General features: G+C 61.3%; 27 protein-coding genes and 1 tRNA gene. 19 read left to right on the top strand and 9 right to left on the bottom strand.

What is annotated here, in order from left to right:
* Positions 1 to 59 precede the first annotated feature (59 nt).
* From C5L10_RS13760 to C5L10_RS13745, 4 genes are read right to left on the bottom strand one after another with little or no spacing between them, the layout of a single operon-like run.
* Complete coding sequence (locus C5L10_RS13760) at positions 60 to 482, bottom strand: type II toxin-antitoxin system VapC family toxin (RefSeq protein WP_105430121.1); 423 nt, start codon at positions 480 to 482, stop codon at positions 60 to 62.
* On the bottom strand, positions 482 to 724 hold the full coding sequence (locus C5L10_RS13755; protein ID WP_105430120.1) for a type II toxin-antitoxin system Phd/YefM family antitoxin: 243 nt from the start codon (positions 722 to 724) through the stop codon (positions 482 to 484). The genes C5L10_RS13760 and C5L10_RS13755 overlap by 1 nt, the downstream gene beginning before the upstream one ends.
* Before the next feature lie 54 nt (positions 725 to 778).
* Complete coding sequence (locus tag C5L10_RS13750) at positions 779 to 1,111, bottom strand: multidrug efflux SMR transporter (RefSeq protein ID WP_371411940.1); 333 nt, start codon at positions 1,109 to 1,111, stop codon at positions 779 to 781.
* Positions 1,112 to 1,127: 16 nt separating this feature from the next.
* Positions 1,128 to 1,652 (bottom strand): TetR/AcrR family transcriptional regulator, encoded by a 525-nt coding sequence (locus C5L10_RS13745; protein ID WP_245447997.1) that lies wholly within the window; start codon positions 1,650 to 1,652, stop codon positions 1,128 to 1,130.
* A gap of 202 nt (positions 1,653 to 1,854) precedes the next feature.
* Here C5L10_RS13745 and C5L10_RS13740 point away from each other — a divergent pair, with 202 nt between their 5' ends.
* From C5L10_RS13740 to C5L10_RS13715, 6 genes are all read left to right on the top strand, one after another.
* Positions 1,855 to 2,985, top strand: a complete 1,131-nt coding sequence (locus tag C5L10_RS13740) for a DUF930 domain-containing protein (protein ID WP_105430117.1) — start codon at positions 1,855 to 1,857, stop codon at positions 2,983 to 2,985.
* A 102-nt stretch (positions 2,986 to 3,087) separates the two neighbouring features.
* Entirely contained in the window at positions 3,088 to 4,128 is a 1,041-nt protein-coding gene (locus tag C5L10_RS13735; protein WP_105400562.1) for a zinc-dependent alcohol dehydrogenase family protein, read from the top strand.
* A gap of 115 nt (positions 4,129 to 4,243) precedes the next feature.
* Positions 4,244 to 4,642 (top strand): DUF427 domain-containing protein, encoded by a 399-nt coding sequence (locus C5L10_RS13730; RefSeq protein ID WP_105430116.1) that lies wholly within the window; start codon positions 4,244 to 4,246, stop codon positions 4,640 to 4,642.
* Between the two features lie 149 nt (positions 4,643 to 4,791).
* Positions 4,792 to 5,145, top strand: coding sequence for a DUF1428 domain-containing protein (locus C5L10_RS13725; protein WP_105430115.1), 354 nt, complete (start codon positions 4,792 to 4,794; stop codon positions 5,143 to 5,145).
* An 81-nt stretch (positions 5,146 to 5,226) separates the two neighbouring features.
* On the top strand, positions 5,227 to 5,649 hold the full coding sequence (locus tag C5L10_RS13720; protein ID WP_105430114.1) for a secondary thiamine-phosphate synthase enzyme YjbQ: 423 nt from the start codon (positions 5,227 to 5,229) through the stop codon (positions 5,647 to 5,649).
* A gap of 154 nt (positions 5,650 to 5,803) precedes the next feature.
* On the top strand, positions 5,804 to 6,160 hold the full coding sequence (locus tag C5L10_RS13715; protein WP_105430113.1) for a hypothetical protein: 357 nt from the start codon (positions 5,804 to 5,806) through the stop codon (positions 6,158 to 6,160).
* Between the two features lie 166 nt (positions 6,161 to 6,326).
* Here the strand turns inward: C5L10_RS13715 and C5L10_RS13710 are convergent, their stop codons facing one another.
* Complete coding sequence (locus tag C5L10_RS13710) at positions 6,327 to 7,076, bottom strand: SIMPL domain-containing protein (RefSeq protein WP_105430112.1); 750 nt, start codon at positions 7,074 to 7,076, stop codon at positions 6,327 to 6,329.
* A gap of 240 nt (positions 7,077 to 7,316) precedes the next feature.
* Here C5L10_RS13710 and C5L10_RS13705 point away from each other — a divergent pair.
* Positions 7,317 to 7,392: transfer RNA gene (locus C5L10_RS13705), tRNA-Ile, on the top strand.
* 24 nt (positions 7,393 to 7,416) lie between these two features.
* Here the strand turns inward: C5L10_RS13705 and C5L10_RS13700 are convergent.
* Positions 7,417 to 8,553, bottom strand: a complete 1,137-nt coding sequence (locus C5L10_RS13700) for an acyltransferase (RefSeq protein ID WP_105430111.1) — start codon at positions 8,551 to 8,553, stop codon at positions 7,417 to 7,419.
* Positions 8,554 to 8,754: 201 nt separating this feature from the next.
* Between C5L10_RS13700 and C5L10_RS13695 the strand changes: the two genes are divergently transcribed.
* From C5L10_RS13695 to C5L10_RS13640, 12 genes are all read left to right on the top strand, one after another.
* Positions 8,755 to 9,105, top strand: coding sequence for a helix-turn-helix transcriptional regulator (locus C5L10_RS13695; RefSeq protein ID WP_105430169.1), 351 nt, complete (start codon positions 8,755 to 8,757; stop codon positions 9,103 to 9,105).
* 105 nt (positions 9,106 to 9,210) lie between these two features.
* Positions 9,211 to 9,720, top strand: coding sequence for an arsenate reductase ArsC (locus C5L10_RS13690; protein ID WP_105430110.1), 510 nt, complete (start codon positions 9,211 to 9,213; stop codon positions 9,718 to 9,720).
* On the top strand, positions 9,717 to 10,421 hold the full coding sequence (locus tag C5L10_RS13685; protein ID WP_105430109.1) for an MIP/aquaporin family protein: 705 nt from the start codon (positions 9,717 to 9,719) through the stop codon (positions 10,419 to 10,421). Before C5L10_RS13690 ends, C5L10_RS13685 begins: the two co-directional genes overlap by 4 nt.
* Before the next feature lie 2 nt (positions 10,422 to 10,423).
* The gene (gene arsC, locus C5L10_RS13680) at positions 10,424 to 10,849 is read left to right on the top strand and encodes an arsenate reductase (glutaredoxin) (protein WP_205837051.1); all 426 of its coding nucleotides are present in this window, start codon (positions 10,424 to 10,426) and stop codon (positions 10,847 to 10,849) included.
* A 98-nt stretch (positions 10,850 to 10,947) separates the two neighbouring features.
* Positions 10,948 to 11,268 (top strand): helix-turn-helix transcriptional regulator, encoded by a 321-nt coding sequence (locus C5L10_RS13675; protein WP_105430108.1) that lies wholly within the window; start codon positions 10,948 to 10,950, stop codon positions 11,266 to 11,268.
* 56 nt (positions 11,269 to 11,324) lie between these two features.
* Positions 11,325 to 12,719 carry an NAD(P)-binding domain-containing protein gene (locus C5L10_RS13670; protein WP_105430107.1) on the top strand — a complete coding sequence of 465 codons (1,395 nt, stop codon included), beginning with the start codon at positions 11,325 to 11,327 and terminating at the stop codon, positions 12,717 to 12,719.
* On the top strand, positions 12,716 to 13,939 hold the full coding sequence (arsK, locus tag C5L10_RS13665) for an arsenite efflux MFS transporter ArsK (RefSeq protein WP_105430106.1): 1,224 nt from the start codon (positions 12,716 to 12,718) through the stop codon (positions 13,937 to 13,939). The genes C5L10_RS13670 and arsK overlap by 4 nt, the downstream gene beginning before the upstream one ends.
* Positions 13,940 to 14,073: 134 nt before the next feature.
* Positions 14,074 to 15,141 (top strand): cytochrome c oxidase subunit II, encoded by a 1,068-nt coding sequence (gene coxB / locus C5L10_RS13660; RefSeq protein WP_105430167.1) that lies wholly within the window; start codon positions 14,074 to 14,076, stop codon positions 15,139 to 15,141.
* Entirely contained in the window at positions 15,138 to 17,654 is a 2,517-nt protein-coding gene (ctaD, locus tag C5L10_RS13655; protein ID WP_105430105.1) for a cytochrome c oxidase subunit I, read from the top strand. Before coxB ends, ctaD begins: the two co-directional genes overlap by 4 nt.
* Positions 17,651 to 18,034, top strand: a complete 384-nt coding sequence (locus tag C5L10_RS13650) for a hypothetical protein (protein ID WP_105430104.1) — start codon at positions 17,651 to 17,653, stop codon at positions 18,032 to 18,034. Before ctaD ends, C5L10_RS13650 begins: the two co-directional genes overlap by 4 nt.
* Complete coding sequence (locus C5L10_RS13645; RefSeq protein WP_105430103.1) at positions 18,031 to 18,654, top strand: cytochrome c oxidase assembly protein; 624 nt, start codon at positions 18,031 to 18,033, stop codon at positions 18,652 to 18,654. Before C5L10_RS13650 ends, C5L10_RS13645 begins: the two co-directional genes overlap by 4 nt.
* A gap of 228 nt (positions 18,655 to 18,882) precedes the next feature.
* A complete protein-coding gene (locus C5L10_RS13640) occupies positions 18,883 to 20,937 on the top strand; it encodes a response regulator (RefSeq protein ID WP_105430102.1) in 2,055 nt (684 codons plus the stop codon).
* 22 nt (positions 20,938 to 20,959) lie between these two features.
* Here the strand turns inward: C5L10_RS13640 and rfbA are convergent, their stop codons facing one another.
* The 3 genes from rfbA to rfbB are packed head-to-tail and all read right to left on the bottom strand — an operon-like array spanning position 20,960 to position 23,854.
* Positions 20,960 to 21,865, bottom strand: a complete 906-nt coding sequence (gene rfbA / locus C5L10_RS13635) for a glucose-1-phosphate thymidylyltransferase RfbA (protein WP_105430101.1) — start codon at positions 21,863 to 21,865, stop codon at positions 20,960 to 20,962.
* 4 nt (positions 21,866 to 21,869) lie between these two features.
* The gene (gene rfbD, locus C5L10_RS13630; RefSeq protein ID WP_105430100.1) at positions 21,870 to 22,799 is read right to left on the bottom strand and encodes a dTDP-4-dehydrorhamnose reductase; all 930 of its coding nucleotides are present in this window, start codon (positions 22,797 to 22,799) and stop codon (positions 21,870 to 21,872) included.
* Entirely contained in the window at positions 22,796 to 23,854 is a 1,059-nt protein-coding gene (gene rfbB, locus C5L10_RS13625) for a dTDP-glucose 4,6-dehydratase (RefSeq protein ID WP_105430099.1), read from the bottom strand. Before rfbB ends, rfbD begins: the two co-directional genes overlap by 4 nt.

Below are 23,854 nucleotides of genomic sequence, written 5' to 3'. Positions count from 1 at the left end.
TCTCAGCGGTTGGAAAATCAGAGACCCGGTTTGCGAGAGCAGGCCGGGTTTTTTTGTTGTCAAAGAAGGAGGCTGCTTCCGCTCAACTCTTTTGCTGCGATGGCAAAGCGCTTGTCCAGCGTTACGATCGTGGCGTCGGCTTCCATTGCCACGGCGAGATGCAAAGCGTCACCGGAGCGAAGGCCGAGATCGTGAAGGTCGGTATAATTGGCTGCAGTTTGAAAGTGCGCTCTTGATACGGGAAGGATTTCAAATGAGGTTTCCGCCATGATCCGGAATTCCGAGAGCGCTGCAAGATGCTTAGGCGCAGAGAGGCTGCCCGCTCGCCTTTTCAGGGAGAGAGCGGACGATATTTCCGTGATGGTCCAGTCGCTGATGAGGAAAGGCAGAGCTTTCTGAGCTGCGAACCAGCTGTCGACCCGATCGACCGATGCCTCGTTGGAAAGCAATGCCACGATGGCGGAAGTATCGATGTAGAACATCAATATCTTTCGTCATCTCGCATCCGACGCACGAAGGTACCTGCGTCTTCGTCTTGCGGTGGCATTCCTTCCCTCAGAACTCGAAGCCGTTCAAAATCGATCGGCTGCTTTCTCGGCCATGGAGGCGCAAGCTGCGCGACTGCCAGTCCATCGCGTGTAATCTCAACCGTCTCGCCTTGGGCGACGCGGTCAATCAATTCGCCGAGTTTTTCTTTTGCTTCCGCCAGAGTGATCGCAGTCATCGTGATCTCCTGATCATTCCCTGCAAATATACGTCCGAAGCGTCGTTTCCGCAATCAATGCCCGACCGAGCTTGAAAACACGTTGACTACCACCACGCCGGAGATGATCAGGCCGAGGCCGATCATCGCGGCGGTGTCGAGGGTCTGGCGGAATAGGATCAGGCCGACGGCCGAGATCAGCACGATGCCGAGGCCGCTCCAGATCGCGTAGGCGATGCCGACCGGCAGCGTGCGCAATGCGATCGACAGGAGATAGAAGGCGATACCATAGCACAGCCCCATCAGGATGGTCGGCAGGGCGCGGGTGAACTGCTGGCTCTGCTGCAGGAAAGTCGTGCCGATGACTTCCAGCACGATTGCACCGGCAAGCGAGCCGTAGGTGAGGATCGCGGGGTTCATTTCGTTACTCTTGTTTCGTGAGGTTATGGAGCTTGTAGCGGAGTTCGGAGAGTTCTTCTGCCGGTAGTCCGTCCGATTCCACGAGATTGGCGAGCCAGATGCCGTCCGCGGCGTAACGTGCGAGCTTGAAGGCCGGATGACCGTCAGTCTGCGCATGACGCTGCAGCCGATCGCGCATCCATTCCGACCAGAGCTGCCTGAGCCGCGGATCGGTCATGCAGGAGATCGACAGTGCCGCCCAGGGGCTTTCAGGTCCATCGCGTGTCACCTGGAAGAAGGCGTCGACATAGGCGCGCGTGAACCTGCCCCGATCGGTTTCGTCCTCGCTCATCAGCCGGTCGATTTCCATATCGAGCTTGCCGAGCAGGTCTTCGAAGACGGCTTCGATCAGTGCCTGCTTGCTGCGGAAATGATGCAGCAACCCGCCCTTGGTGACGGAGGCCGCATCGGCCACAGCCTGCAGGGTGAGGCTGGCGAGACCTTCATCAACGGCGCATCGCGCCGCATGATCCAGGAGGGATCGCCGCACGTGGTCTGGCTGTTTCCCGCGTCTGTGAGCTTTCGACATATTGTAAACATACCGTATGGTCGGTTTGTTTGCAACGGTAAACTCCTTACGAGTCCCATGGGAGAGAGGCGGCAGCGCAAATCGCTCCCGAAAGCTGGATTTTGCGCTGTTTTGATCACTCGGGGACTCGATCCGGCCGGCTTTCCATCTTACATCCGCTGCCATGACGGATTTATCTGGAAAGCCGCGCGGCGACATAAGATGGGGTATTCCTGCCTCCATCCTGGTGCATGTCGTTTTTGCGGCGGCCCTTTTCTTCCATCTGCCGGTCGAACAATCCGAGCCGCAGAAGGAGGAGACCGTCCAGGTTGAAATCGTGCCTCCGCCGGAAGAGCCGGAAAAACCGAAACCTGAGGAAAAGAAGGCCGAGGAAAAGAAGCCGGAAGAGGCGAAACCGGAGGAGACGAAACCTCCGGAACCTGCAAAACAGGAAGAGGCCAAGAAGGCGGAGCCACCCCCGCCACCGCCCGAGCCGCCGAAGCAGGAGGAGGCGAAAAAGGCGGAGCCGCCGCCTCCGCCGGCGCCTGAGGAAAAGCCCGCCGAGCCGCCGCCCACCGAGGAGGCCAAGAAGCAGCCTTTGCCGGTTCTGCGCCCCGTCTTCGAATTCGGCGAGAAGGATGCCGGGCCGAAGAAATCTCTGACCGGCAATGCATCGAAGGAAACGACCAACCCGCCCGCCGACAGCAAGGCGAATGCGGAGGCCGTCGAACCGGTGAAACAGGCAAAGGAGGCGCCTGCCGTCGTGGAGGCACCACCGGCCAATCCGGTGCCGGATGATATCCAGCTGCCTGAGGTCGGCATTGCGGCGGCCAACGGATTGCAGAACGGTCCCATTGCCGGCACCTCGCCGGATGCGACCAAGACCGAGATCGTGACGGCGCCGCCGATCGCGTCGCCCAAGAGCGACCCTTCCAAGACGCCGCCCTCCGGCAAGCCGGTCGAGCTGACCGAGGCAAAGACGCTGTTTTCACAGAGTGCGACGGGCGATACGATCGCCACAGTTGCTATCGCCGGAATGCCAAGAGCTTTCCGCGCAGGTGAGCTCTGCTCCACAGAGTTGGAGGCGCAGCTAAGAAATGCCTCATATAATGTGAGAAGTTGGCCACGTCCCCGGTTGCCAAAGGGGACTGTTCTCGATGTCCAGAATGTTGGCTTTTCCGCTAACAATCAATGGTATGACTTGAGCTTTCGCTGCGTGATCGATGAGGGTGCTACCAAGGTTGTGTCCTTTGCTTTCAAGGTAGGCGCTCCAGTTCCGCGAAGCCAATGGCGTGCACGCGGGTTCCCGGAATGACTATCGGCTGATCCGCAAATGTGACTTGGGTAGGGTTTCACCCTTGGTTGACCCGCGAGCCGCGTCGACTATGCTGCGGCCACATTCAAGATGAGGCCTGCCATGAAAGCCATGTTTTACGATGCCTTTGAAAAGGCGCCGGAAATCCGCAATGTCCCCGATCCGGAGCCGACATTTGACGGTGTCGTGGTCAAGGTCGGCGCGAGCGGGCTCTGCCGCAGCGACTGGCATGGCTGGATGGGGCATGACCCGGATATAAAGCTGCCGCATGTGCCGGGACATGAACTGGCCGGCAAGGTGGTGGCGACCGGCAAGGGCGTCATGCGCTTCAAGATCGGCGACCGGGTGACGGTGCCGTTCGTCTCGGGCTGCGGCCATTGTTCGGAATGCCATTCCGGCAACCAGCAGGTCTGCCCCAACCAGTTCCAGCCGGGCTTTACCCATTGGGGTTCGTTTGCGGAATATGTGGCGATCGATTATGCCGATACCAACCTCGTGCACCTGCCCGAGGAGATCGACGATGCGACGGCGGCGAGCCTCGGCTGCCGGTTCGCCACCTCCTTCCGCGCGGTTGCTGACCAGGCCCGCACCGGGCCTGGCGATTGGGTCGCGGTGCATGGCTGCGGCGGCGTCGGCCTGTCGGCGATCATGATCGCCACGGCGCTTGGAGCGAACGCGATCGGCATCGATCTTTCCGAAGACAAGCTTGCATTCGCCCGCCAATGCGGTGCGGTCGCAACCATCAATGCGAGCACGGTTGCCGATGTGGTCGAGGCGGTTCGCGAGATCACCGGGGGTGGCGCGCATGTGTCGATCGATGCGCTCGGCCATCCGGTCACCTGCTTCAATTCGATCAAGAACCTCCGCCGCCGCGGCCGGCACGTGCAGGTCGGGCTGATGCTCGGCGAGCATGCCACGCCCTCGATCCCGATGGCCCAGGTAATCGGCCATGAGCTTGAAATCTACGGCAGCCACGGCATGCAGGCCTGGCGCTACGACGCCATGCTCGCCATGCTGAAGGCCGGCAAGATGAAGCCGCAGCAGCTGATCGCCAAACGGATCAGCCTCGAAGAAGCGGTGCCGGGGCTGATGACGCTCGACAGATCCGAAACGCCCGGCATCAGCGTGATCACCACGTTCTGACGGGCGACGCGGCGATTGTTCGCCGTCGATGGCCGGAGCATTCCGCTTCGGCCGCTTGGTGGCAGTTTGGGGCGCCCTATATCCGACACATGCGTCGAACCCGAAAGGACGAACCATGAATGTCAGGGCACAGAAAATTCCAGGGCCGGATCACCCGATTGCCGTTGCGCACAATCCGGCGCGGGTGGTGGTGAAGCTCGGCGGCAAGGTGATCGCCGACAGCGTCAATTCGCTCACCTTGCGCGAGTCCTCCTATCCGCCGGTCCATTATATCCCGCGCAAGGATGTGGATATGTCGCTCCTGGAGCGGACCGACCACCAGAGCTATTGCCCGTATAAGGGAGAGGCTTCCTATTTCAGTATTCCGGCTGGCGGCGAGCGTTCCAGGAATGCCGTCTGGTCCTACGAAAGCCCTTACGAAGCCATCTCCGGAATCAAGGAGCATGTCGCCTTCTATCCGGACCGGGTCGACTCCATCGAGGAGCTTGGCGCGCCTGAAGCGGGTCAGTTCTGACAGGTGGATGGGGCGGTCGAGCGTGTGCTTGCCGCCCTTCGGAGCTTTGCGGGTGAAAGCCCTGGAGGGTAAGAAAAAGCCGGCGTACTTGTCGGCTTTGCTTTCCCTCCCACGTCCTTGGGGTGTTGACCCAACCAAGGAGGAAAATCATGCCCTATGTCGACGGGTTTATTCTTGCCGTGCCCAAGGCCAATCTCGAACGCTACAAGGACATGGCGCGCCTTGCCGGCGCCGTGTGGATGGAAAACGGCGCGTTGTCCTATGTGGAATGCTTGGGCGACGACGTGCCCTATGGAGAGCTCACCTCCTTTCCGCGGGCGGTGCAGGCGAAGGAGGACGAGATCGTCATCTTCTCCTGGATCACCTACGAAAGCCGGGCCCGCCGGGACGAGATCAATGCGAGGGTGATGAAGGACGAGCGGTTCTCCGGAAACGAGTGGACGCAGGTCTTCGACGGCAAACGGATGATCTTCGGCGGCTTCGAGCCGTTCCTGACATTGTAGCCGGCCGGTGATAGGAGTGCGGTCTCCCTGCCGGTGCTTCTATTTCTGTTGCCGGCACCTTCGCCGACAAAGGACACGCCCATGCCCCAGACCGTGATCTCGATTTCCACAAGCGGCCAGGGGCTCTACGAATTCACCGACGCGGCGCAGGACTTTTTGCGCCGCACGCAGGTGGGCGAGGGGTTGCTCACCGTGTTCGTGCGTCATACGTCCTGCTCCCTGATCATCCAGGAAAATGCCGATCCGGATGTCTGCCGCGACCTGAAGACCTTCTTCTCCCGGCTGGTGCCGCCGACCACCGATCCCGACATGCGCTGGGTCACCCACACGACCGAAGGGCCAGACGACATGCCGGCGCATATCAAGGCGGCGCTGACCGCCGTTTCGCTCGGCATTCCCGTCAGGGACGGACGGTTGGCGCTCGGCACCTGGCAAGGCATCTACCTCTTCGAACATCGCGATCATCCGCATGTCCGCCAGGTCGTGCTGCATCTTTCGCCGTGACCTTTTGGCTAGGAGCGACAGATGAATACCGGCTGAATGACCGGTTAGGATGTTGTTCAGACCCCTTGGGCTAGGGTCGCGCCAATCGCTCGGAAAGGCGAGAGCAACAACCTTTGGGGCCGCAGAACCTGGCCCGGATTTCGGAGAACATTCTATGACCAGCATGATCGTCAAAGCCGGCGTCGCCGCCCTCATCGCGTTCACCGGCCTTTCCGCAACGGCCCCGACGGCTGCTGCCGCCGGCTCGGACTTCGCCATCCAGGTGCAGTATCGCGACCGTGATCGCGATTGGCGTCCGGATCGCGGCGGTGATCGTGACTGGCGTCCGGATCGCGGTCCGCGCGGTTGCTCTCCCTGGCTGGCAGAAGAAAAGGCAAGCCGGATGGGCCTGCGCCGCGCCCGCGTCGTGGATGCCGGCCGCCGCGTCGTGATCGTTGCCGGCTTCGGCCGCCGCGGCCCCGACCGCATCGTCTTCGCCAACGAGCGCGGCTGCCCGGTCATTCGCCGCTAGGCTTACCCGAAGACCCCTTCCGTCTCCATCGCCCGTTGACGGAGGACAAGCGCCCCCACCAGGTCTGACGATCTGGTGGGGGCGTTTTATTTTTTGCCTTATTTGCGGGCGAGGGAGGGCCGGGCGCCATTGGGGAGGGCGTCCGGCTTTGTTCAACAGCCCGTAATTATTGCTCGAGGGCAAAGGTGACGTTGACGGTCACCGTATAGGTGTTTTCGCCGCCGGCGACCGGAACCGCTTCGGCGGCCATGTCCTTGGCCATCGCCATGCGCATCATCTGCTGGGGTACGGGGCGCATGGAGTTCTCGCTGATTTCCAGGATCCGGCCAAGCTTGACGCCGGCCGCGTCCGTCAGCGTCCTTGCCTTGGCGAGCGCCTCGGCGACCGCCTTCTTGCGCGCCTCGGTCATCACGTCGTCGGGCTTGTCGTTGGTAAAGGCGATCTGGCCGCCCTGGTTGACGCCGAGTTTCACCGAGCGGTCGATGAGGCCGCCGAGCTTTTGGAGATCGCGGACCTTGAGGGTGAGCGTGTTGGACACCTCATAGCCGATCACCTGCGGCGGCTCGATGACGCCACCCTTCGGATCGGGGTGGCGGTATTGCGGATAGATCGAGAAATTGCTGGTCTGAATATCGCGATCGGCGATGCCGTCGCTCTTTATGGCCGAAAGCACATCCTTCATGGCGGCGCTGCTGGCCGAAAGTGCGGCTTCCGCGGTCTTGCCGTTGCGAACCACCGAGAGCGTCAGGACGGCCATGTCGGGCGCCACCGAGGCCTGGCCCTCGCCGAGCACATTGATGACCGGTTCGCGGGGGCGGATATCCTGGGCCAGGACCTGGCCCGCGGAAGAGACGGCGACCGCACCGGCAAATGCGGCTGCAAGGACGAGACGTGACGACGAAAGCGCAACGCGCATGGATGTTCTCTCCGATCTGTCAGGGCGGGGGAATGCTGTTCCTGGACCCGCCCGTCATGTTCCGTCTGCCGCGCGAACCCGCCGAAACGGGAATCGGCTCGGCCTGTTCGCGCCAGACGAGCCTACCTGCCGGTTGATTGTGAAGCTATTGCGGCAACGGCTTGTAGCATCTCGTGAATTGCGTTAGAGCGGACCTCGATGTGACGGCGGACCATTGCGCCCCACTTCTGCCGGATCGGCGGGCCTGTAGCTCAATGGTTAGAGCCGGCGGCTCATAACCGCTTGGTTGGGGGTTCGAGTCCCTCCGGGCCCACCATTTTATTGAATTTCCAAGGGTGGGCTAGGCGGCTGCCATCGCGCGCTTGCGAGTTAGGGCTTTACCTAGCGCCTGACCGGGGATCTCAATCCATCTGTATCCAATCGCAGCAATCAGATATGTGACCGGCACGGTGATCGCCAGCGCGGTAGCCCATCGGGCCGGGTTTGACATCGGATGGTTCGCGATAAGATACGCGATAACTGGTTGCATCACGAGAAGGTGGGCGAGGTAGGCGCCAAACGAGAGCTCGCCGAGCAGATGGAAGAACCTGTTCCCAAGTAAGCTACTGATCTTCGACAGCGGCGGCCTGAGTGGTTGCCACACCACACGATGATGAAGGAGAAGGAAGAACACTCCGACAATCGCCAGCCGCGCACCGTGATGTATTACGCCCATTGCGCCGCCGATCGGGATCAACATAAGCGCCGCCGACAGAGCGGCGGCTAACCAGACACGCTTCGCGTCCGCGCCGAGAACACTTGCCATCAAAATTCCGACCGCGAAGACATGCATCTTCAAAGGCAAGAATGCAGGCATTGGGAAGCGATATCCAAGCGCATAGGAAATCACCGCAGCAGCCAGACCGGCGAACACAACAGCACCCATGCCCACAAAGAGGTTCAAACGTTTGATGACGAGCATCACAAACGGAAGCACGAAATAGAACTGCATTTCGAGGCCGATACTCCAATCAGGGAGCGCAGTTCGATATGCATATCCCGGTATGGCGCCGAACGCGAATGTCAGATGCGCCACCCAATTCCAGAAGCTTTGATCGAGGTAACGCCCTGCCGGCTGCACCGGAACAGAGTTGTAAGCGTCGATCATTACCCGCGCTTCGTAGATCGCGGGGCCGAGGGCCATCGCAAAAATCAGCATGATGTAATAGAGCGGCGCGATCCTAAAAAAGCGGCGCAGCCAAAATGTTCGCCACGTGGATGGTAGCTCCCATGGTTCCTTCGCTTCCCGCAGCCGATAATGAAACACCATCAAGAAGCCAGAAAGGACAATGAAGAGATCTACGCCAAGGTCCGGATCACCGATTAAAGGCACCCGGAACCGGGTCAACAGGTGCGCATGACCTATCAAAACCCATAGCGCCGCGATACCTCGCAATCCATCCAGGCACTCAATGCGGTTTGGCGCAGTTTCGGTCATTAGGTTGCCTCCGATCGAAATGCAGTATTCGTGCACCATCTAGACGATTACAGCAACCGGATGATCCAACGAGTGTGAGAGTTAAGATCACAGGGTACTTGCGGATTTTGGTTATGCCAGGACGCCACCACCGGTGGTCCTCTTGCAAACACCGCCTCACTGGAGTATCCCTGATTCAATATTTCAAGGATTGTATGAATGTTGAATCAACAGCAAGCTCTGGGGGCGTTTGGTGCTCTCTCGCAAGAAACGCGACTGCACATTGTCCGGATGCTGGTCGTCGCCGGCCCCGAGGGCATGGCCGCAGGTTTGATTGCTGAGCGGGCAGGGGTGTCGCCGTCCAATATTTCGTTTCATCTCAAGGAGCTCGAACACTCGGGCCTGATCCTCCAGCAGCGTGAATCGCGCTCGATCATTTACAGGGCGAATATCGAGGTCCTGGGCGATTTGGTGCGCTTCCTGATGGAGGACTGCTGTGCCGGCCATCCGGAAATTTGCGCTCCCGCCGTGGAGGTTGCCGCCTGCTGCGCTCCCGCTGCGGTGAAGGCATGACGGCTCGAAATCGCCCGTGCCGTCGTCCTTGGCGATCGGTCCGGAGCATCTGAAGCGGAAAACAGAAACGAGCCAGTCGGAACAACGTCACCAGGGACAATCGTCATGTCTGATCGCACCTACAACGTCCTCTTTCTCTGCACCGGGAACTCCGCCCGTTCCATCATCGCGGAGGCCGTCCTCAACAGGGTCGGCCAGGGCAGGTTCAAGGCCTATTCGGCCGGCTCCCAGCCGAAAGGCGAGGTCCATCCTTACACGCTACAGCTCCTGAAGACCCTGAACCACGATACCAGCTTCGCCCGCTCGAAGAACTGGGAGGAGTTCGCGGCTCCGGGCGCTCCGCAGATGGACTTCGTGTTTACCGTCTGCGACAACGCCGCCAACGAGGCGCGCCCGGTTTGGCCGGGCCAGCCGATGACTGCCCACTGGGGCGTTCCCGATCCCGCCGCCGCCGAGGGGACCGAAGCCGAAAAGCACTTCGCTTTCGATGACACATACAGGATGCTCAACAACCGCCTCTCGATCTTCACCAGTCTGCCGATGACAAGCCTCGACAAGCTGGCACTCCAGAAACGGCTGGACGAGATCGGCCGCAATTCCCAGAAGGCCGAATGAGCGTGGCCGTCGATCTTGGACGCCGTCTGGTCGCGGAGGCCCTCGGCACCGCAATCCTCGTCGCAACCGTCGTCGGTTCGGGCATCATGGCGGATCGCCTCACCGACGATACGGCCATGTCCCTGCTGGGCAATACGATACCGACCGGAGCAATCCTGTTCGTGCTGATCACGATCCTCGGTCCGATCTCGGGCGCGCACTTCAATCCCGTCGTGACAATGGTTTTCGCCGTGCGTCGGGAGTTGAAGGTCTCTGCGGTTGCTCCGTACATCCTGGCACAGATAGCGGGCGGCGTGTCCGGAACGATGGTCGCTCATGCGATGTTCGACCTTTCGCTCCTCCAAATGTCTGGAACGATCCGTACGGGATCGGCTCAATGGATCGCGGAAGCGGTCGCGACTTTCGGTTTGCTGCTGACCATTCTCGGCGGCTTGCGCTTCAGGGTCGATGCAATCCCTCTGCTGGTGGGTCTCTATATAACGGCAGCCTACTGGTTCACCGCATCCACATCCTTCGCCAATCCGGCGGTCGCCATTGCACGGAGCATCACCGATACTTTCTCCGGCATTCGCCCCACCGATCTGCCGGGTTTCATCGTTGCCCAGATCCTCGGAGCGCTCGTCGCCGCCGCTCTGGCTGGATGGCTATTTGCCGAGCGCCGCAACGAAGTTCCCCCTATCATTGCTCAAGGAGCCGACTGATCATGGACGTCACCATCTATCACAACCCCGCCTGCGGGACCTCCCGGAATACTCTGGAGCTGATCCAGCACGCCGGCGTCGAGCCAACGGTAATCGAGTATCTGAAAAACCCGCCGACCCGCGAGCAGCTCGTCCGGATGATCGCTGACGCCGGATTGACCGTCCGCCAGGCGATCCGGGAAAAGGGTACACCCTACATGGAACTTGGCCTCGACAATCCGGAGCTGACCGACGACCAGCTTCTCGACGCGATGCTGAAGGACCCGATCCTGATCAATCGCCCGTTCGTCGTCACGCCGATGGGTACGCGCCTGTCGAGGCCGTCCGAGCTGGTCCTAGATGTCCTGCCTGCGGACGCGTTCAAGGGGCCGTTCACAAAGGAAGACGGCGAACGCGTCCTCGACGACGAAGGAAAGCGTATTGCCTGAAACCTTTCCTGCAGGGTCAAGCTGCAATCGATCTGACATATTTCGATGATTGTGGAAATAGCCTTGACCACTACGGCTTTCACCGCTACCCTATTTCCATGAACATCGAAAAAGCCGCATCTCAGCTGGAAGCCCTCGGCAACGTCACCCGCCTCCAGATCTACCGTGCCCTGGTTCGCGCGGGCGAGGAAGGTCTTCCCGTGGGGCGTCTTCAGGAGAAGCTCGAGATCCCGGGGTCAACCCTCTCCCACCATCTGAAGCGTCTGGTTGACACCGGGCTGGTCGTTCAGGACCGCCAGGCGACGACGCTGATCTGTACCGCCAACTACAACCACATGAATGCGCTGATCGGCTACCTCGTCGACGAGTGCTGCGCCGACCAGGGATGCGACGGGCCAAGGTCCAAGGTCGTTGCCTGATTGCATTTTTTTACATGCTAATTTCGAAGTTTCCAGAAATATAGGTGGAGATCAAAATGAGGTCGAATGACATGTTTCCCGTTGCGGTAGTCGGCGCAGGCCCGGTCGGGCTGGCGGCGGCGGCAAGGCTGCTTGAAGCTGGCATGACGCCGGTCATTTTCGAAAGGGGAAATTCCGTCGGGACCGCGCTTCTTGAGTGGGGCCACGTCCGGGTGTTCTCGCCCTGGAAGTACAATATCGATGACGCCGCTCGGCGACTGCTGGAGAGCAACGCCTGGGCCGTTCCTTCGCCTGACTACCTGCCGACCGGGCGTGAGATCGTCGATGACTACCTGCTGCCTCTGTCGCGCGTTCCGGCCATCGAGCAGGCGATAAAGCTCGGCGCGACCGTCACGGCCATCGCCCGCCGGGGCCTGGACAAGATTTCCTCCGGGGGCCGTTCGGAGGCGCCGTTCGCAATCCGATACCGGGACGGCGAGGGAGAACACGAGGTCGTCGCGCGGGCAGTGATCGATGCCTCCGGCACATGGACACAACCGAACCCGATGGGCGTAAACGGCATTCCGGTTCTTGGCGAGAGCGCAGGTGGGCCGGTTTCCTACGGCATTCCGGATGTTATCGGGGCTAGGCATTCGGACTTCGTGGGCAAGCGTACGCTCGTGGTGGGAAGCGGCCATTCGGCGATCTATGTCGCCCTTGCGCTGCTGGAGCTTCAGCAGGCCAACCCGTCTACCGAAATCCACTGGGCGCTTCGCAATCACGGCGTCGCCAAGCTGCTGGGCGGCGGGTTGAACGACCAGCTGCCAGAGCGGGGCGCCCTCGGTCTTGCTGCGAAGAAGGCGATGGACGCGGGAAAGCTCAAGATGCTCACGTCCTTTTCGGCAAGCGGCATCACCAGGAGAAATGACAAGGTCGTCGTGACCGCGATGGCCGATGGGGAGGCGATCGAACTGGAGTTGGATCAGGTCGTCGTCGCTACCGGGTTTCGCCCAGACTTCTCGTTCCTGAGGGAGCTGCGGCTGAGCGTCGATCCGGCGGTCGAGGCGCCGCCGGCACTGGCTCCTCTTATCGACCCGAACCTTCATTCCTGTGGCACCGTCCGCCCGCACGGGGTCGACGAGCTGTCGCATCCGGAAAAGGACTTCTACATCGTGGGATCGAAGTCTTACGGCCGGGCACCGACCTTCCTGATGAGGACCGGTTACGAGCAGGTGCGGTCTGTCGTCGCGGAACTTGCTGGTGATCATGCCGCCGCGCGACGTGTCGAACTCGTGCTTCCCGACACAGGCGTCTGCGCCGCTACTCCCCGGATCTCGACGTCTTCGGGATGTTGCGGAGGTCCGGCCCCTGATACGGTAGATGCATGTTGTGTCGCTGACGCCGAAGCCAAATCCGAAGGCAGGATTGGCTGCGGCTGCGGCCAGACAACGGTCGAGACCGAGCACGCATGATGCCCAACGAACAGAAGTTGCCGCTCTGGGCCCTGATTGGCCTTGGAGCCTCGCAGAACATCGGCTACGGCACACTTTATTATGCCTTCAGTATTCTGGTTCCGGAGATTGCCCGCGACGTCGGGCGATCGGAACAGTGGGTGTTCGGAGCGTTTTCGATCGCATTGCTGGCCGGCAGCCTCGCCGCTCCGCTTTTGGGAACCCTTGCCGACCGGATTGGCGCGGGACGCCTGATGGCCGCAGGGTCGCTGCTGGCCGCCGCCTGCCTGGTGATGATGTCCGTTTCGTCGGGGCCGCTGACCTTTGCCGTTTCGCTGGCGCTGACGGAAGTGGTTTCCGTTGCGGTCCTCTACGCGACGGCTTTCACCGCCATCGTGCAGGCGGGAGGAAAGAAGGCCCAGACCTCGATCGTTCACCTGACACTGATGGCCGGGTTCGCGTCGTCGATGTTCTGGCCCCTGACTTCCTGGATGCACGGTTTCCTGTCGTGGCGTGAAATCTACATGGTCTTCGCGGCCATGAACCTGGCCGTCTGCTTTCCCGTCCACCTCGCCCTGGCGCGTCTGACGACCAGTGCCGTGTCCGCGTCCAAAGCGACATCTCCGACGGCCGCGCCGGCCCGCGCAGTTGCAAACAGGAACCTGCTGTTCTTCCTGATGTTGTTCGGCTTCGCCATCGAAGGATATGCGTTGTCCGCCATCCTCGTTCACATGGTCCCGCTGACCCAGGCGCTGGGTATGGGAGCCGCGGGCCTCGTCGTCGCCTCTCTGTTCGGCCCTTCGCAGGTGGCCAGTCGCCTGATCAACCTGGTCTTCGGCCGCGAGTTGCCGCAAAGATGGCTGGCGGTGATCGCCACGGCGCTGATCCCGTCCGGCCTGGCGATCCTCATGTTGACGACGCCATCCGTCCCCGGTGCCATCCTGTTCGCCGTCTGCTTCGGACTTGGTTCCGGATTGACAAGCATCGTGAGCGGTACCCTGCCGCTGGAGTTGTTCGGCAAGGCCGGCTACGGCAGCCGCATGGGGTGGGTGACGTCGGCCAAGCAGATGATGTCCGCCGTCGCTCCGCTCGCGATGTCGATCTTGCTGGCGGGCATAGGTGTCGTGCCATCGATCTGGTGGACAGTCGTGATCGGGACGATTGCGGCCGCAGCGTTTCTGGGAATTGTCATGACAATCCAGCTGGGTTCACGGGCGTCCATCCCGGAGGCCTCCGGTTGATGATTCCTGGCCCTGCGCCAAGGGCCGGGGATTTCGGTTAGGCCCGCTCCGTTTTTACTCGGAACAAAGCCATGGGTCGTGCGTTCCGGCCCAATGTCTGGCTGACGGCCGATGGCGCGATGGGTGCTTGCCGAATGGATGATGACCGCTTGACCGGCGCTGGCCGGCCAATCCGATCAGGACGAGACATCGGCCGGGACGGCATTTCGGGCAGCTATCGGCCGGCAATTCGGGCAACCACCTTCATTCCTCTTCTCTTGCCGCTCCTGGCGTCGTGTTCCGGCGTCCAGTCGGCGCTCGATCCGGCTGGCCGCGAGGCGAGCGAAGTCGCCAACCTGTTTTTCGTCATGCTGATCGGCGGCTTGGTCATCTGGGCGGGTGTCGTCGGCCTGCTGTTCCATGCGGCGCGCAAGCGCAGACCCTATTCGGAAAAGGAGGCGGGGCAGATCATCCTCTGGGGTGGGGCCGTTTTCCCGACGGTATCCCTCGCAGCCCTGCTTTCTTATGCCGTCTGGCTGATGCCCAACATCCGGCCTTGGTTCGGTGAGGGTGTGGGCGTTGGCCGTGTGGAGGTGACAGGCGAGCAGTTCTGGTGGCGGGTGCGCTATCTCGACGAGGGCGGCGCGGTCGCTTTCGAAACGGCCAATGAGGTGCGCGTACCGGTCGGGGAGCGCGTCGTCTTCTTGCTGAATTCGCCCGATGTCATCCATTCCTTCTGGATACCGGTGCTCGGCGGCAAGATGGACATGATACCTGGTCGTGAAAACCGCCTGACGCTGCAGGCGGAAAAGCCCGGTACCTATCGGGGCGTCTGCGCCGAGTTCTGCGGTGCCAGCCACGCGTTGATGGCTTTCACCGTCCATGCGATGGAACCGGAGGCGTACGAGGCTTGGGTCGCTGCGCGTCGCCAAGCGTCCGGCGGACAGGATAAAGAGGGATTGGCGCTCTTCCTTCGCCACGGTTGTGCCGCCTGCCACGCCATTTCCGGTACGGAGGCGAGGGGGACGATCGGTCCCGATCTGACCGCTTTCGGCGAGCGCGGTTCTGTGGGAGCGGGCACGCTTCCCAATGGAGAGGAGCAAGTCGCCCGCTTCATACGCGATCCCGGCAAGGTCAAGCCGGAGGCCCGCATGCCGCACTTCTCCATGTTGGAGGAGGCGGAGATCGAGCGGATAGCTGCCTACCTGAAGGGGCTCAGATGACCAAGGAGCTCGGCAATTTTTCGCCGGAAGAGCGGGCGGCGCAGGAGGAACGGCTCCGCAAGGTATGGGAGACGCCGAAGGGGATCCGCTACTGGACGTCTGTCAACAACAGCGAGATCGGGCTGTGGTACGGCGTCACCGCCTTTGCCTTCATGCTGTTCGCCGGCCTGCTCGGGCTCTTGATGCGCCTGCAACTGGCGGTGCCGCAGAACGACTTCATCTCTGCCGAACTCTTCAACCAGGCGTTCACGCTGCATGGCACGGTGATGATGTTCCTGTTCGCGGTGCCGATCTTCGAAGCCGTTGCGATCTTCCTGCTGCCGTCGATGCTGGGCGCCCGGGAGCTGCCGTTCCCGCGATTGTCCGCCTTCGGCTTCTGGAGTTTTCTGATCGGCGGCGTCTTCGTTTGCGGGTCGATCTTCTTCAACGCCGCGCCGAACGCCGGCTGGTTCATGTATCCGCCGCTTGCGACCGACGACGAATATGCCGGTATCGGTGCGGATATCTGGCTGCTCGGCCTCTCGTTCATCGAGGTGGCGTCGATCGCCGCTGCAGTCGAGATCATCGTGGGCATCATGAAATGCCGGGCGCCCGGCATGCGCGTCAACCTGATGCCGATGTTCGCCTGGTACCTGCTGATCGTCGCGGGCATGATCCTGTTCGCCTTTCCGCCGCTGATTGCCGGCGACATCCTGTTCGAGATGGAGCGGATGTTCGACTGGCCGTTCTTCGACGCGAGGCGAGGCGGCGATCCGCTGCTTTGGCAGCACCTGTTCTGGATCTTCGGCCACCCGGAAGTCTACATCATCTTCCTGCCCGCGATCGCGCTGATGGCGATGATCGTGCCGACCTTTTCGCAGCGGCCGATCGTCGGTTATTCCTGGATCGTGCTGGCCGCCGTCGGCACGGGTTTCTTGAGCTTCGGGCTCTGGGTGCACCACATGTTCGCAACCGGCCTGCCGCAGATCTCGCTCGCCTTCTTTTCGGCGGCGTCGGAGGCGGTGGCGATCCCGACCGGGGTGCAGATCTTCGTGTTCATCGCCACCATGCTCGCCGGCCGGGTGATCTTTTCGGTACCGATGCTGTTCGGGGCAGGCGGGCTGATCATCTTCGTGATCGGCGGGCTGACGGGCGTCATGGTGGCGCTCGTACCGTTCGACTGGCAGGCGCATGATACCTATTTCGTCGTCGCCCACCTGCACTACGTGCTGATCGGCGGCATGCTGTTTCCGGTCGTCGCCGGCATCTATTACTACTTTCCGTTCGTAACGGGCAGGAAGCTCAGCGATGCCTGGGGCAGGGCGGCTTTCTGGCTGATGTTTGCCGGTTTCAACACCGCCTTCTTCCCCATGCACTTCTCCGGCCTGCGCGGGATGCCGCGACGGGTCTTCACCTATCCGGAAGATATTGGCTGGGACTGGTTCAACCTCATCTCGACCATCGGCGCCTTCGTCTTCGCCGCCGGTGTCGCGACCTTCGTCATCGACATCTTTCGCCCGAAACAGCAACCGGAAGGGCGCGATCTCAACCCCTGGAATTCCGGGACGCTCGAATGGACCAATGATCCGGCGGAAAGCTGGGGCATGCGCTCGGTACCGATCATCACCAGCCGATACCCGCTCTGGGACCAGCCGAACCTGCAAGCGGATATCGAGGCCGGGCGCTTCTATCTGCCGGACGCCAAGTCCGGCAAGCGCGAGACGCTGGTGACCTCCGTTCTGGACGCGAAGCCGATCCTGTGCCTGCGGGTCGGCGGTGTCTCCTACGTGACGATCATCGCGGCAATCGCGCTCGGCGGCGTGTTCATAGCCCTGACCTTCAAATTGTGGATCACCACGATCGTCTTTGCGATCATCACCTTCATGGCTGTCATTCACTGGCTCTGGAACGGAACAGCGCCGATCCCGGAGGCACCGGAGATCGATGTCGGGCTAGGCGAGAAACTGCCGATCTATGTCTCCGGCCCGGCTTCGGTCGGTTGGTGGGCGATGTTCATCACCATGGTCGGCGACGGCACGGCGTTCGCGAGCCTGATCTTCGGCTATTTCTTCTACTGGACCATCCATGACGACTTCACCACGATCGCCAATGGACCGGGCGTCCTGTGGCCGATGGCGGCGCTGGTGCTTTACGTCATCGCCTGGGTGCTGACGCTGCTGGCGCGCGAACTCAACGAGAAGGGCCCAACGGGTGCGCGGCTGGCGCTCATCGCCGCCTTTGCCGTTTCGATCGCGGCCTCGTTTGCAGGCCTTGCCGGTCCCTATCTGCACGGCATGGACCCGACCTCACATGTCTATCCGGCCATCGTCTGGATCGTCGCAATCTGGACAGTGACGCATGGCATAGTCGGCGCGATCATGCAGGGCTATTGTCTCGCGCGCAGCATCGCCGGACGGATGACTGCGGAATACGACCAGGATATCCGCAACGTGGCACTCTACTGGCACTTCATGGCCTTTACCGCCGTCGTCACCTTCGCGGTCCTCGGCCTGTTTCCTTTGGTGAACACATGAAGAGCTTCATTCCGCGCGAGGTTGAGACCCTCTGGACCCTGTTCACCGCCCCGACCGTCTGGGCGCTGCATTTCCTTGTCTGTTACGCGACGGTGGCAGTCTTCTGCGCCAAGGGCCTCGCCTCCGAGATATCGTTCGATACGGTGCGGGTCGGGCTCGGCGTGGTAACGGTGCTGGCGCTGGCGATGATCGTGCTGTCGGCCTGGCTTGCCTGGCGGCAATGGGGTTTCGGCTCCGACGACCCGCCGCACGACGAGGCTACCCGCAACGCCCGGACCTTGTTCCAAGGGTTCGCGACGCTGCTGCTGTCAGGCCTGAGCTTTGCCGCCGTCCTCTACATGGCCATTCCGATGATCTTCATCGCGGGGTGCCAGCCATGAGGAAGACGGCGCTGATCACCGGCGTTATTCTACTGTTTGTCCTGTGGACCGTCCTCCCACTTGCCGACCGGGCGTCCTTCACGGTGCACATGATTGCCCATATGGGCGTCGTGGCGGGTGCTGCGCCGTTGATTGCGATCGGCCTTTCCGGAATGCGCTTCGACTTTTTGTCCAACCTGCCCTGGTTTACGCCGCTCACCGCTTCGCTGATCGAATTATTCGCCGTGTGGATCTGGCATATTCCCGCCCTCCGGGCCCTGTCCGAAACCTGGTCTCTCATTGCTGTGCTGGAGCAACTCATCTTTCTCGGCGCAGGTCTCGCTCTCTGGCTCTCCTGCCTCGGTGGAGCGACGACGGGCAGGGAGGAGCGGCGGCTTGCCGGAACATTCGGTCTGCTCTTTACCTCCATGCACATGACGCTGCTTGGCGCGCTGTTGGCGCTTTCGCCGCGTTCGCTTTACGGCGATGGCGAAGTGAGTTGCCTCGGCGTGATTTTGTCCGCTGCGGTGGACCAGCAGGCCGGTGGCGTTGTCATGCTTTTGGTCGGCGCCGCAGTCTATTTGGCCGGTGGCGTGGCGCTGTTGGCCCGCACGCTGAACGCGCCGCTGCCGGATCGGTGAGTCGGGGCGTAGAGATGGACGTCTTCCCGCTCTGTCGAGCCGTCGTCGTGCGTGGAAAAGGAGAAGGAAAGCGCAGCCGGCGGTTGGCATTGCTGTGGGAATGACGCTGATCGGTGCAATCTCCCCAGCTATTTGGCGCGACCCTGGCCCTCCGGCCGAAGTTGGCGTTGCAAGTTTCAGGCTCCGGCCTATTTGATGGAGCGTGGACAACGGATATCGGAGTGTCAGTTGAATCAAGCCAGGCCAGCGCTCCTCCTCGTCACTGCGTCGCTGATCCCGCTCATCATTCTCGCCGCCGTGATGGGTAGGTTCTTCATTCAGGAACAGCAGAACGCGCTCGACGCCGACATTCGCAGCAAAGCGACGATCATGGCCGCGACGCTTCAGCGGGAGCTTAAAAGTCAGATTCAGCTTCTGTCCGTCGTTGCGGATTCGCCCCGGCTCGATCCGCCGATCCCCCGTTCCGCCTTCGCCGAGACCGCTCGGCGCCTGCGCGAAAGGGTGCCTGAATGGGAGCAGATTCGGATATCGGACGAGAAAGGCGAGGTCGTGCTGTCCTCGCCGGCGCTCGACGGTGCGGCCGAGAAACAGGTCGTGGATGTGGAGAGCCACCGGACCCTGGTTCGCACGGGCGCCGCTGTGATCGGCAATGTTTCAATCGGGCCTCGCGGGCAGGCGGCCTTCGCCGTGAGGGTTCCGATCCAGAGGAACGACAAACTGCGAGCCATTCTGTCGGTCGTCATCCGCCCGACGATCGTGACAAACCTCCTCTACGCCAATGGGCTCCCGGAAAGCTGGGCGGCCTGGATCGTCGACGGCCAGGATCGCCTTGTCGCTTCCACCGGCGCTCCCGCGCTTGCCGGCAATGCTGCAAGCGAGTTCGCAAGCTTTTCCGGAACGGATTTTGGCCTGGCGACGCTCAAGAACGGGCTGGAGGTACGGGTTGCCGAAGTAGCACTTGGGGAAACCCCGTGGCGGGTGAGGGTGGGCCTGCCGGTTGCGGAATACGACAGGCTGGCACGCAAGGCGACATTGCTGCTCGCGGCAGCCAGCTGTTTCACGCTGCTGCTCTCGGGTTCGGCTGCATTTCTCTTCCACCGAGAAATTCGCGCAAGGAACCGCGAACGCGAAAGCATCGCCAACTGGCAGCGCATGGATGCGCTTGGAAAGCTGACGGGCCAGGCAGCGCATGATTTCAACAACCTGCTCATGGTGTTTCAATCGGGTGTCGAGGGCATCAAGAGGAGGCGGAACGACGAGCAGCGGGTGACCCAGCTCCTTTCGCACATGAGCGAGGGAGTAACGAGAGGAAAGGCGATCACGCAACGACTGCTGTCGTTCTCGAGGCGCTCCAATCAGGGCGCCGGACATGTCGAGCTGGACATCAAACTCGCCGAATTGAGACCGCTGCTGCGGCAGGCCATCGATGACACGATCGTCATGGCCATCAATGTTCCGGACGACATCTGGCCCGTTCACGTCGATCCCGCGGGATTGGAAAACGCGCTGATCAATTTCCTTACCAATGCGCGCGAGGCAATGGGCAGCGGTGGTCAAGTGACGATTTCGGCAAGGAATGTCCTCGATGGCGCTGCGGAAGATCCGACGCTTCAAGGACAGTTCGTTGCCTTGACGATCGCAGACACCGGAACAGGCGTCGCATCCGAGCATCTGGGGCGGGTGTTCGAGCCATTTTTTTCCACGAAGAAGAACGGCGGACCGGGGCTCGGGCTAACCCAGGTCCACAGTTTCGCCAAGGGCAACGGCGGTGCCGTAAGGGTCGCGAGCGTGGCCGGCCATGGCAGCGCCTTCACGCTGCTTCTTCCCCGGTCGAACGAGCAGCGCGTTGCGCGCGAGCCCGCAAAGCCGGCGGTAAATCTTCCGGCCAGGCTTCTGATCGTGGACGATACCCCATCCTCTCTGGAATCGGTGCGCCTGGCCCTGGAAGGACTTGTTTCCACGATCTTCGTGGCGACAGGCGGCATCGAGGCAATCGAGGTTCTGGAACGTCACCCCGATATCGAGGCGGTGATCAGCGACATCATGATGCCGGGAATGTCCGGCATCGAGCTTGCCGAGGAGATACGCCGGAAGAACTCGCACCTGCCGGTTGTTCTGATGACCGGCTACAGCGACAAGCTGGAGGCCGGCACGGAGGTCGGCTGTCCGGTTGTGGCAAAACCGTTCAAGATCGAAGACCTGGCCGCTTCACTGGAGGCGGCGAAAACATCGACGGAACAGTCGACAAACGTCGTGCGCCTGGAGATCCCGGCGAAAAACTGACGGGCGTCGACGACGCTTCAGTCTACCCGACCAAGCTGAGCGGCTTATGGACCTGCGACGGAATGGGATCCAGAAGCCCGGTTAGATATCGCCCATAGGCGCTCTTCCCATATTGCTTGGCGAGGCATTCGAGCTGATCAGCGTCGATAAAGTTCTGGTGATAGGCAATCTCCTCGGGGCAGGAAATCTTGAACCCTTGTCGGCGTTCAAGCGTCGATACGAATTCGGATGCTTCAAGGAGGCTGTCGGGCGTGCCGGTGTCGAGCCAGGCATAACCGCGCCCCATCATCTCGACATGGAGCTTCCCGCGATCGAGATAGGCCCTGTTGACGTCGGTAATCTCCAGTTCGCCTCTGGCGGACGGCCTCAGGTTGGCCGCGATCTCGATGACGTCCTTGTCATAGAAATAGAGGCCTGTGACGGCCCAGCTGGAGCGGGGGTGTTCCGGTTTCTCTTCGATCGAAGCTGCCTTCATCTGCTTGTCGAACTCGACCACGCCGTAACGCTGCGGGTCGTTGACGTGGTAGGCAAAAACCGTGGCGCCGCTCTCGCGCGCCATCGCGCTTTTGAAGAGGTCGGTGATGCCATGGCCGAAGAAGATGTTGTCGCCCAGGACCAGGCAGGACGAATTGGAGCCGATGAAATCGGCGCCGATAATATAGGCTTGCGCAAGACCGTCAGGCGAGGGCTGTTCCGCATAGGATAACGAGAGGCCCCATTTGGAACCGTCGCCCAACAGCTGCTGGAAATTCGGCATGTCCTTTGGCGTCGATATGATCAGGATGTCGCGGATTCCCGCGAGCATCAGCGTCGACAGCGGATAATAGATCATCGGCTTGTCATAGATCGGCATGAGCTGTTTTGACAGCACCTGCGTCATCGGGTGTAACCGCGTGCCGCTGCCGCCGGCGAGAATAATCCCCTTCATCCACTCACCTCCCGTATTCTCTGTTTTCAAGGTCAACCGGCTGCAGAACGCGCCTGACGACGTTTGCCACTGAGCCCCGCCAATCGGGCATGACGATGCCGTGGCGCCTGTACAACTTCGAGCAGTCCAGCTGTGAATTGGCCGGTCGCCGAGCCGGCGTCGGATAGGCGCTGGTGGGGATGCGGACGACCCTTGCCGAAGGCCCGCCATTCGCGCCCGAAATTCTGAAGATCTCGTCTGCGAAGTCCGCCCAAGTCGCCGCGCCCGTCCCCGCCATATGAAAGACGCCGCGCAAGGCAGGATTGTTCGAAGCCAGCAGGTTTTGCCCGACCACCATGATGGCCTCGGCGATATCGGTTGCCGAGGTCGGGTTGCCGATCTGATCGTCGACGACCTGCACCTCTTCCCTTGTCTCGGCGGCCTTCAGCATCGTGCGCAGGAAGTTCCGGCTGAACGGGCTGTAGATCCAGGCGGTGCGAAGGATGGCATGATCTTCGGTTGCTGCAGCGACGTTCCGCTCACCCACCAATTTGTCGCGGCCATAGACGCCAAGCGGTGCGACCAGATCGGATTCGACATAAGGGGAAAGCTTGCTGCCGTCGAAGACATAGTCTGTGGACAGATGAACGATCGGGACCTGCAGCGTTTTTGCGACCCGCGCCAGTTCCGCCGGGCCTGCAGCGTTGACGGCAAAAGCCGTTGCCCTGTCGATTTCGGCCTGATCGACACCTGTGAAGGCAGCCGCGGAGACGATCAGGTCGGGACGAGCGGCCTCGACGGTCGCCGCGATGGTCTCCGGGCTGGCCAGATCGAGTTCAGGGCGGCCGAGCGGAATAATCTCGACCTCGTTTTGCCCGATCGCGTTTTCGATGAGGGATTGGACGACCTGTCCCTTAAGCCCGGTTACCACGTATCGCCTGGGTTCGCGCATCATCCAGCCCCGGCCTTGAGGAGCCCGAGGCGGCTGCCGTCGTATCCCTTTCGGAGCGGCGCCCACCACCATTCGCTATCGAGATACCAGCGCACCGTCTTTTCGATGCCGGTCTCGAAGCTCTCCTTTGCCCTCCAGCCCAGTTCCGTTTCGAGCTTGGTCGCGTCGATCGCATAACGTTCATCATGCCCGGGCCGGTCGGCGACGAACTGGATCAGGTTTTCATGGGGGCGTCCCATTGCCTGCAGATCGTCGAGGATCGCGCAGATCCGCTTCACGACGTCGATATTGCTGCGCTCGTTCCGGCCTCCGACATTGTAGGTTTCTCCAACCCTGCCTCGCTCGGCGATGAGATCCAGCGCCCGAGCGTGATCCTCCACATAAAGCCAGTCGCGGATGTTGGTCCCGTTTCCATAAACCGGCAGGGGCTTGCCCTCCAGCGCGTTCAGGATAGTCAGCGGAATGAGTTTTTCGGGGAAGTGGTAAGGCCCGTAATTGTTCGAGCAGTTGGAGACGATGACCGGCATGCCGTAAGTTCGGGCCCATGCCTTGGCGAGATGGTCCGATGCTGCTTTCGATGCCGAATAGGGCGAGCTCGGATCGTAGGGCGTTGTTTCCGAGAACGCCCCCTCCGCTCCGAGGGAACCGTAGACCTCGTCGGTCGAGACATGCAGGAAGCGGAAGCGGCTTCGGTCCTGGGGAAGAAGTGCCTGCCAATATGCTCGTGCGCATTCGAGCATGGTGAAAGAGCCGAGTATGTTGGTTTCAACGAATTGCCGTGCGCCGAGGATGGAGCGGTCGACATGGCTTTCGGCTGCCAGATGCATCACCCGGTCAGGCCTGAACGTCGACATCGCGGAAGCAATCGCGGCGGCATCGCATATGTCGATCTTGAGAAACCGGTAGGACGGCTTGCCCTCGACCGACCTCAGCGAGCTCAACGTGCCGGCATAGGTCAGTTTGTCGATGTTGAGGACCTCGTATCCCTTTTCGAGCACGAGGTGGCGGATTACCGCCGATCCGATGAAACCTGCCCCACCCGTTACAAGCACGCGCAT

Source organism: Neorhizobium sp. T6_25, assembly GCF_002968555.1.
In the GTDB taxonomy this organism is placed as follows: domain Bacteria; phylum Pseudomonadota; class Alphaproteobacteria; order Rhizobiales; family Rhizobiaceae; genus Neorhizobium.
The sequence above is the reverse complement of the archived record's forward strand: the minus strand, read 5'-3'. Positions and strand labels throughout refer to the sequence as shown.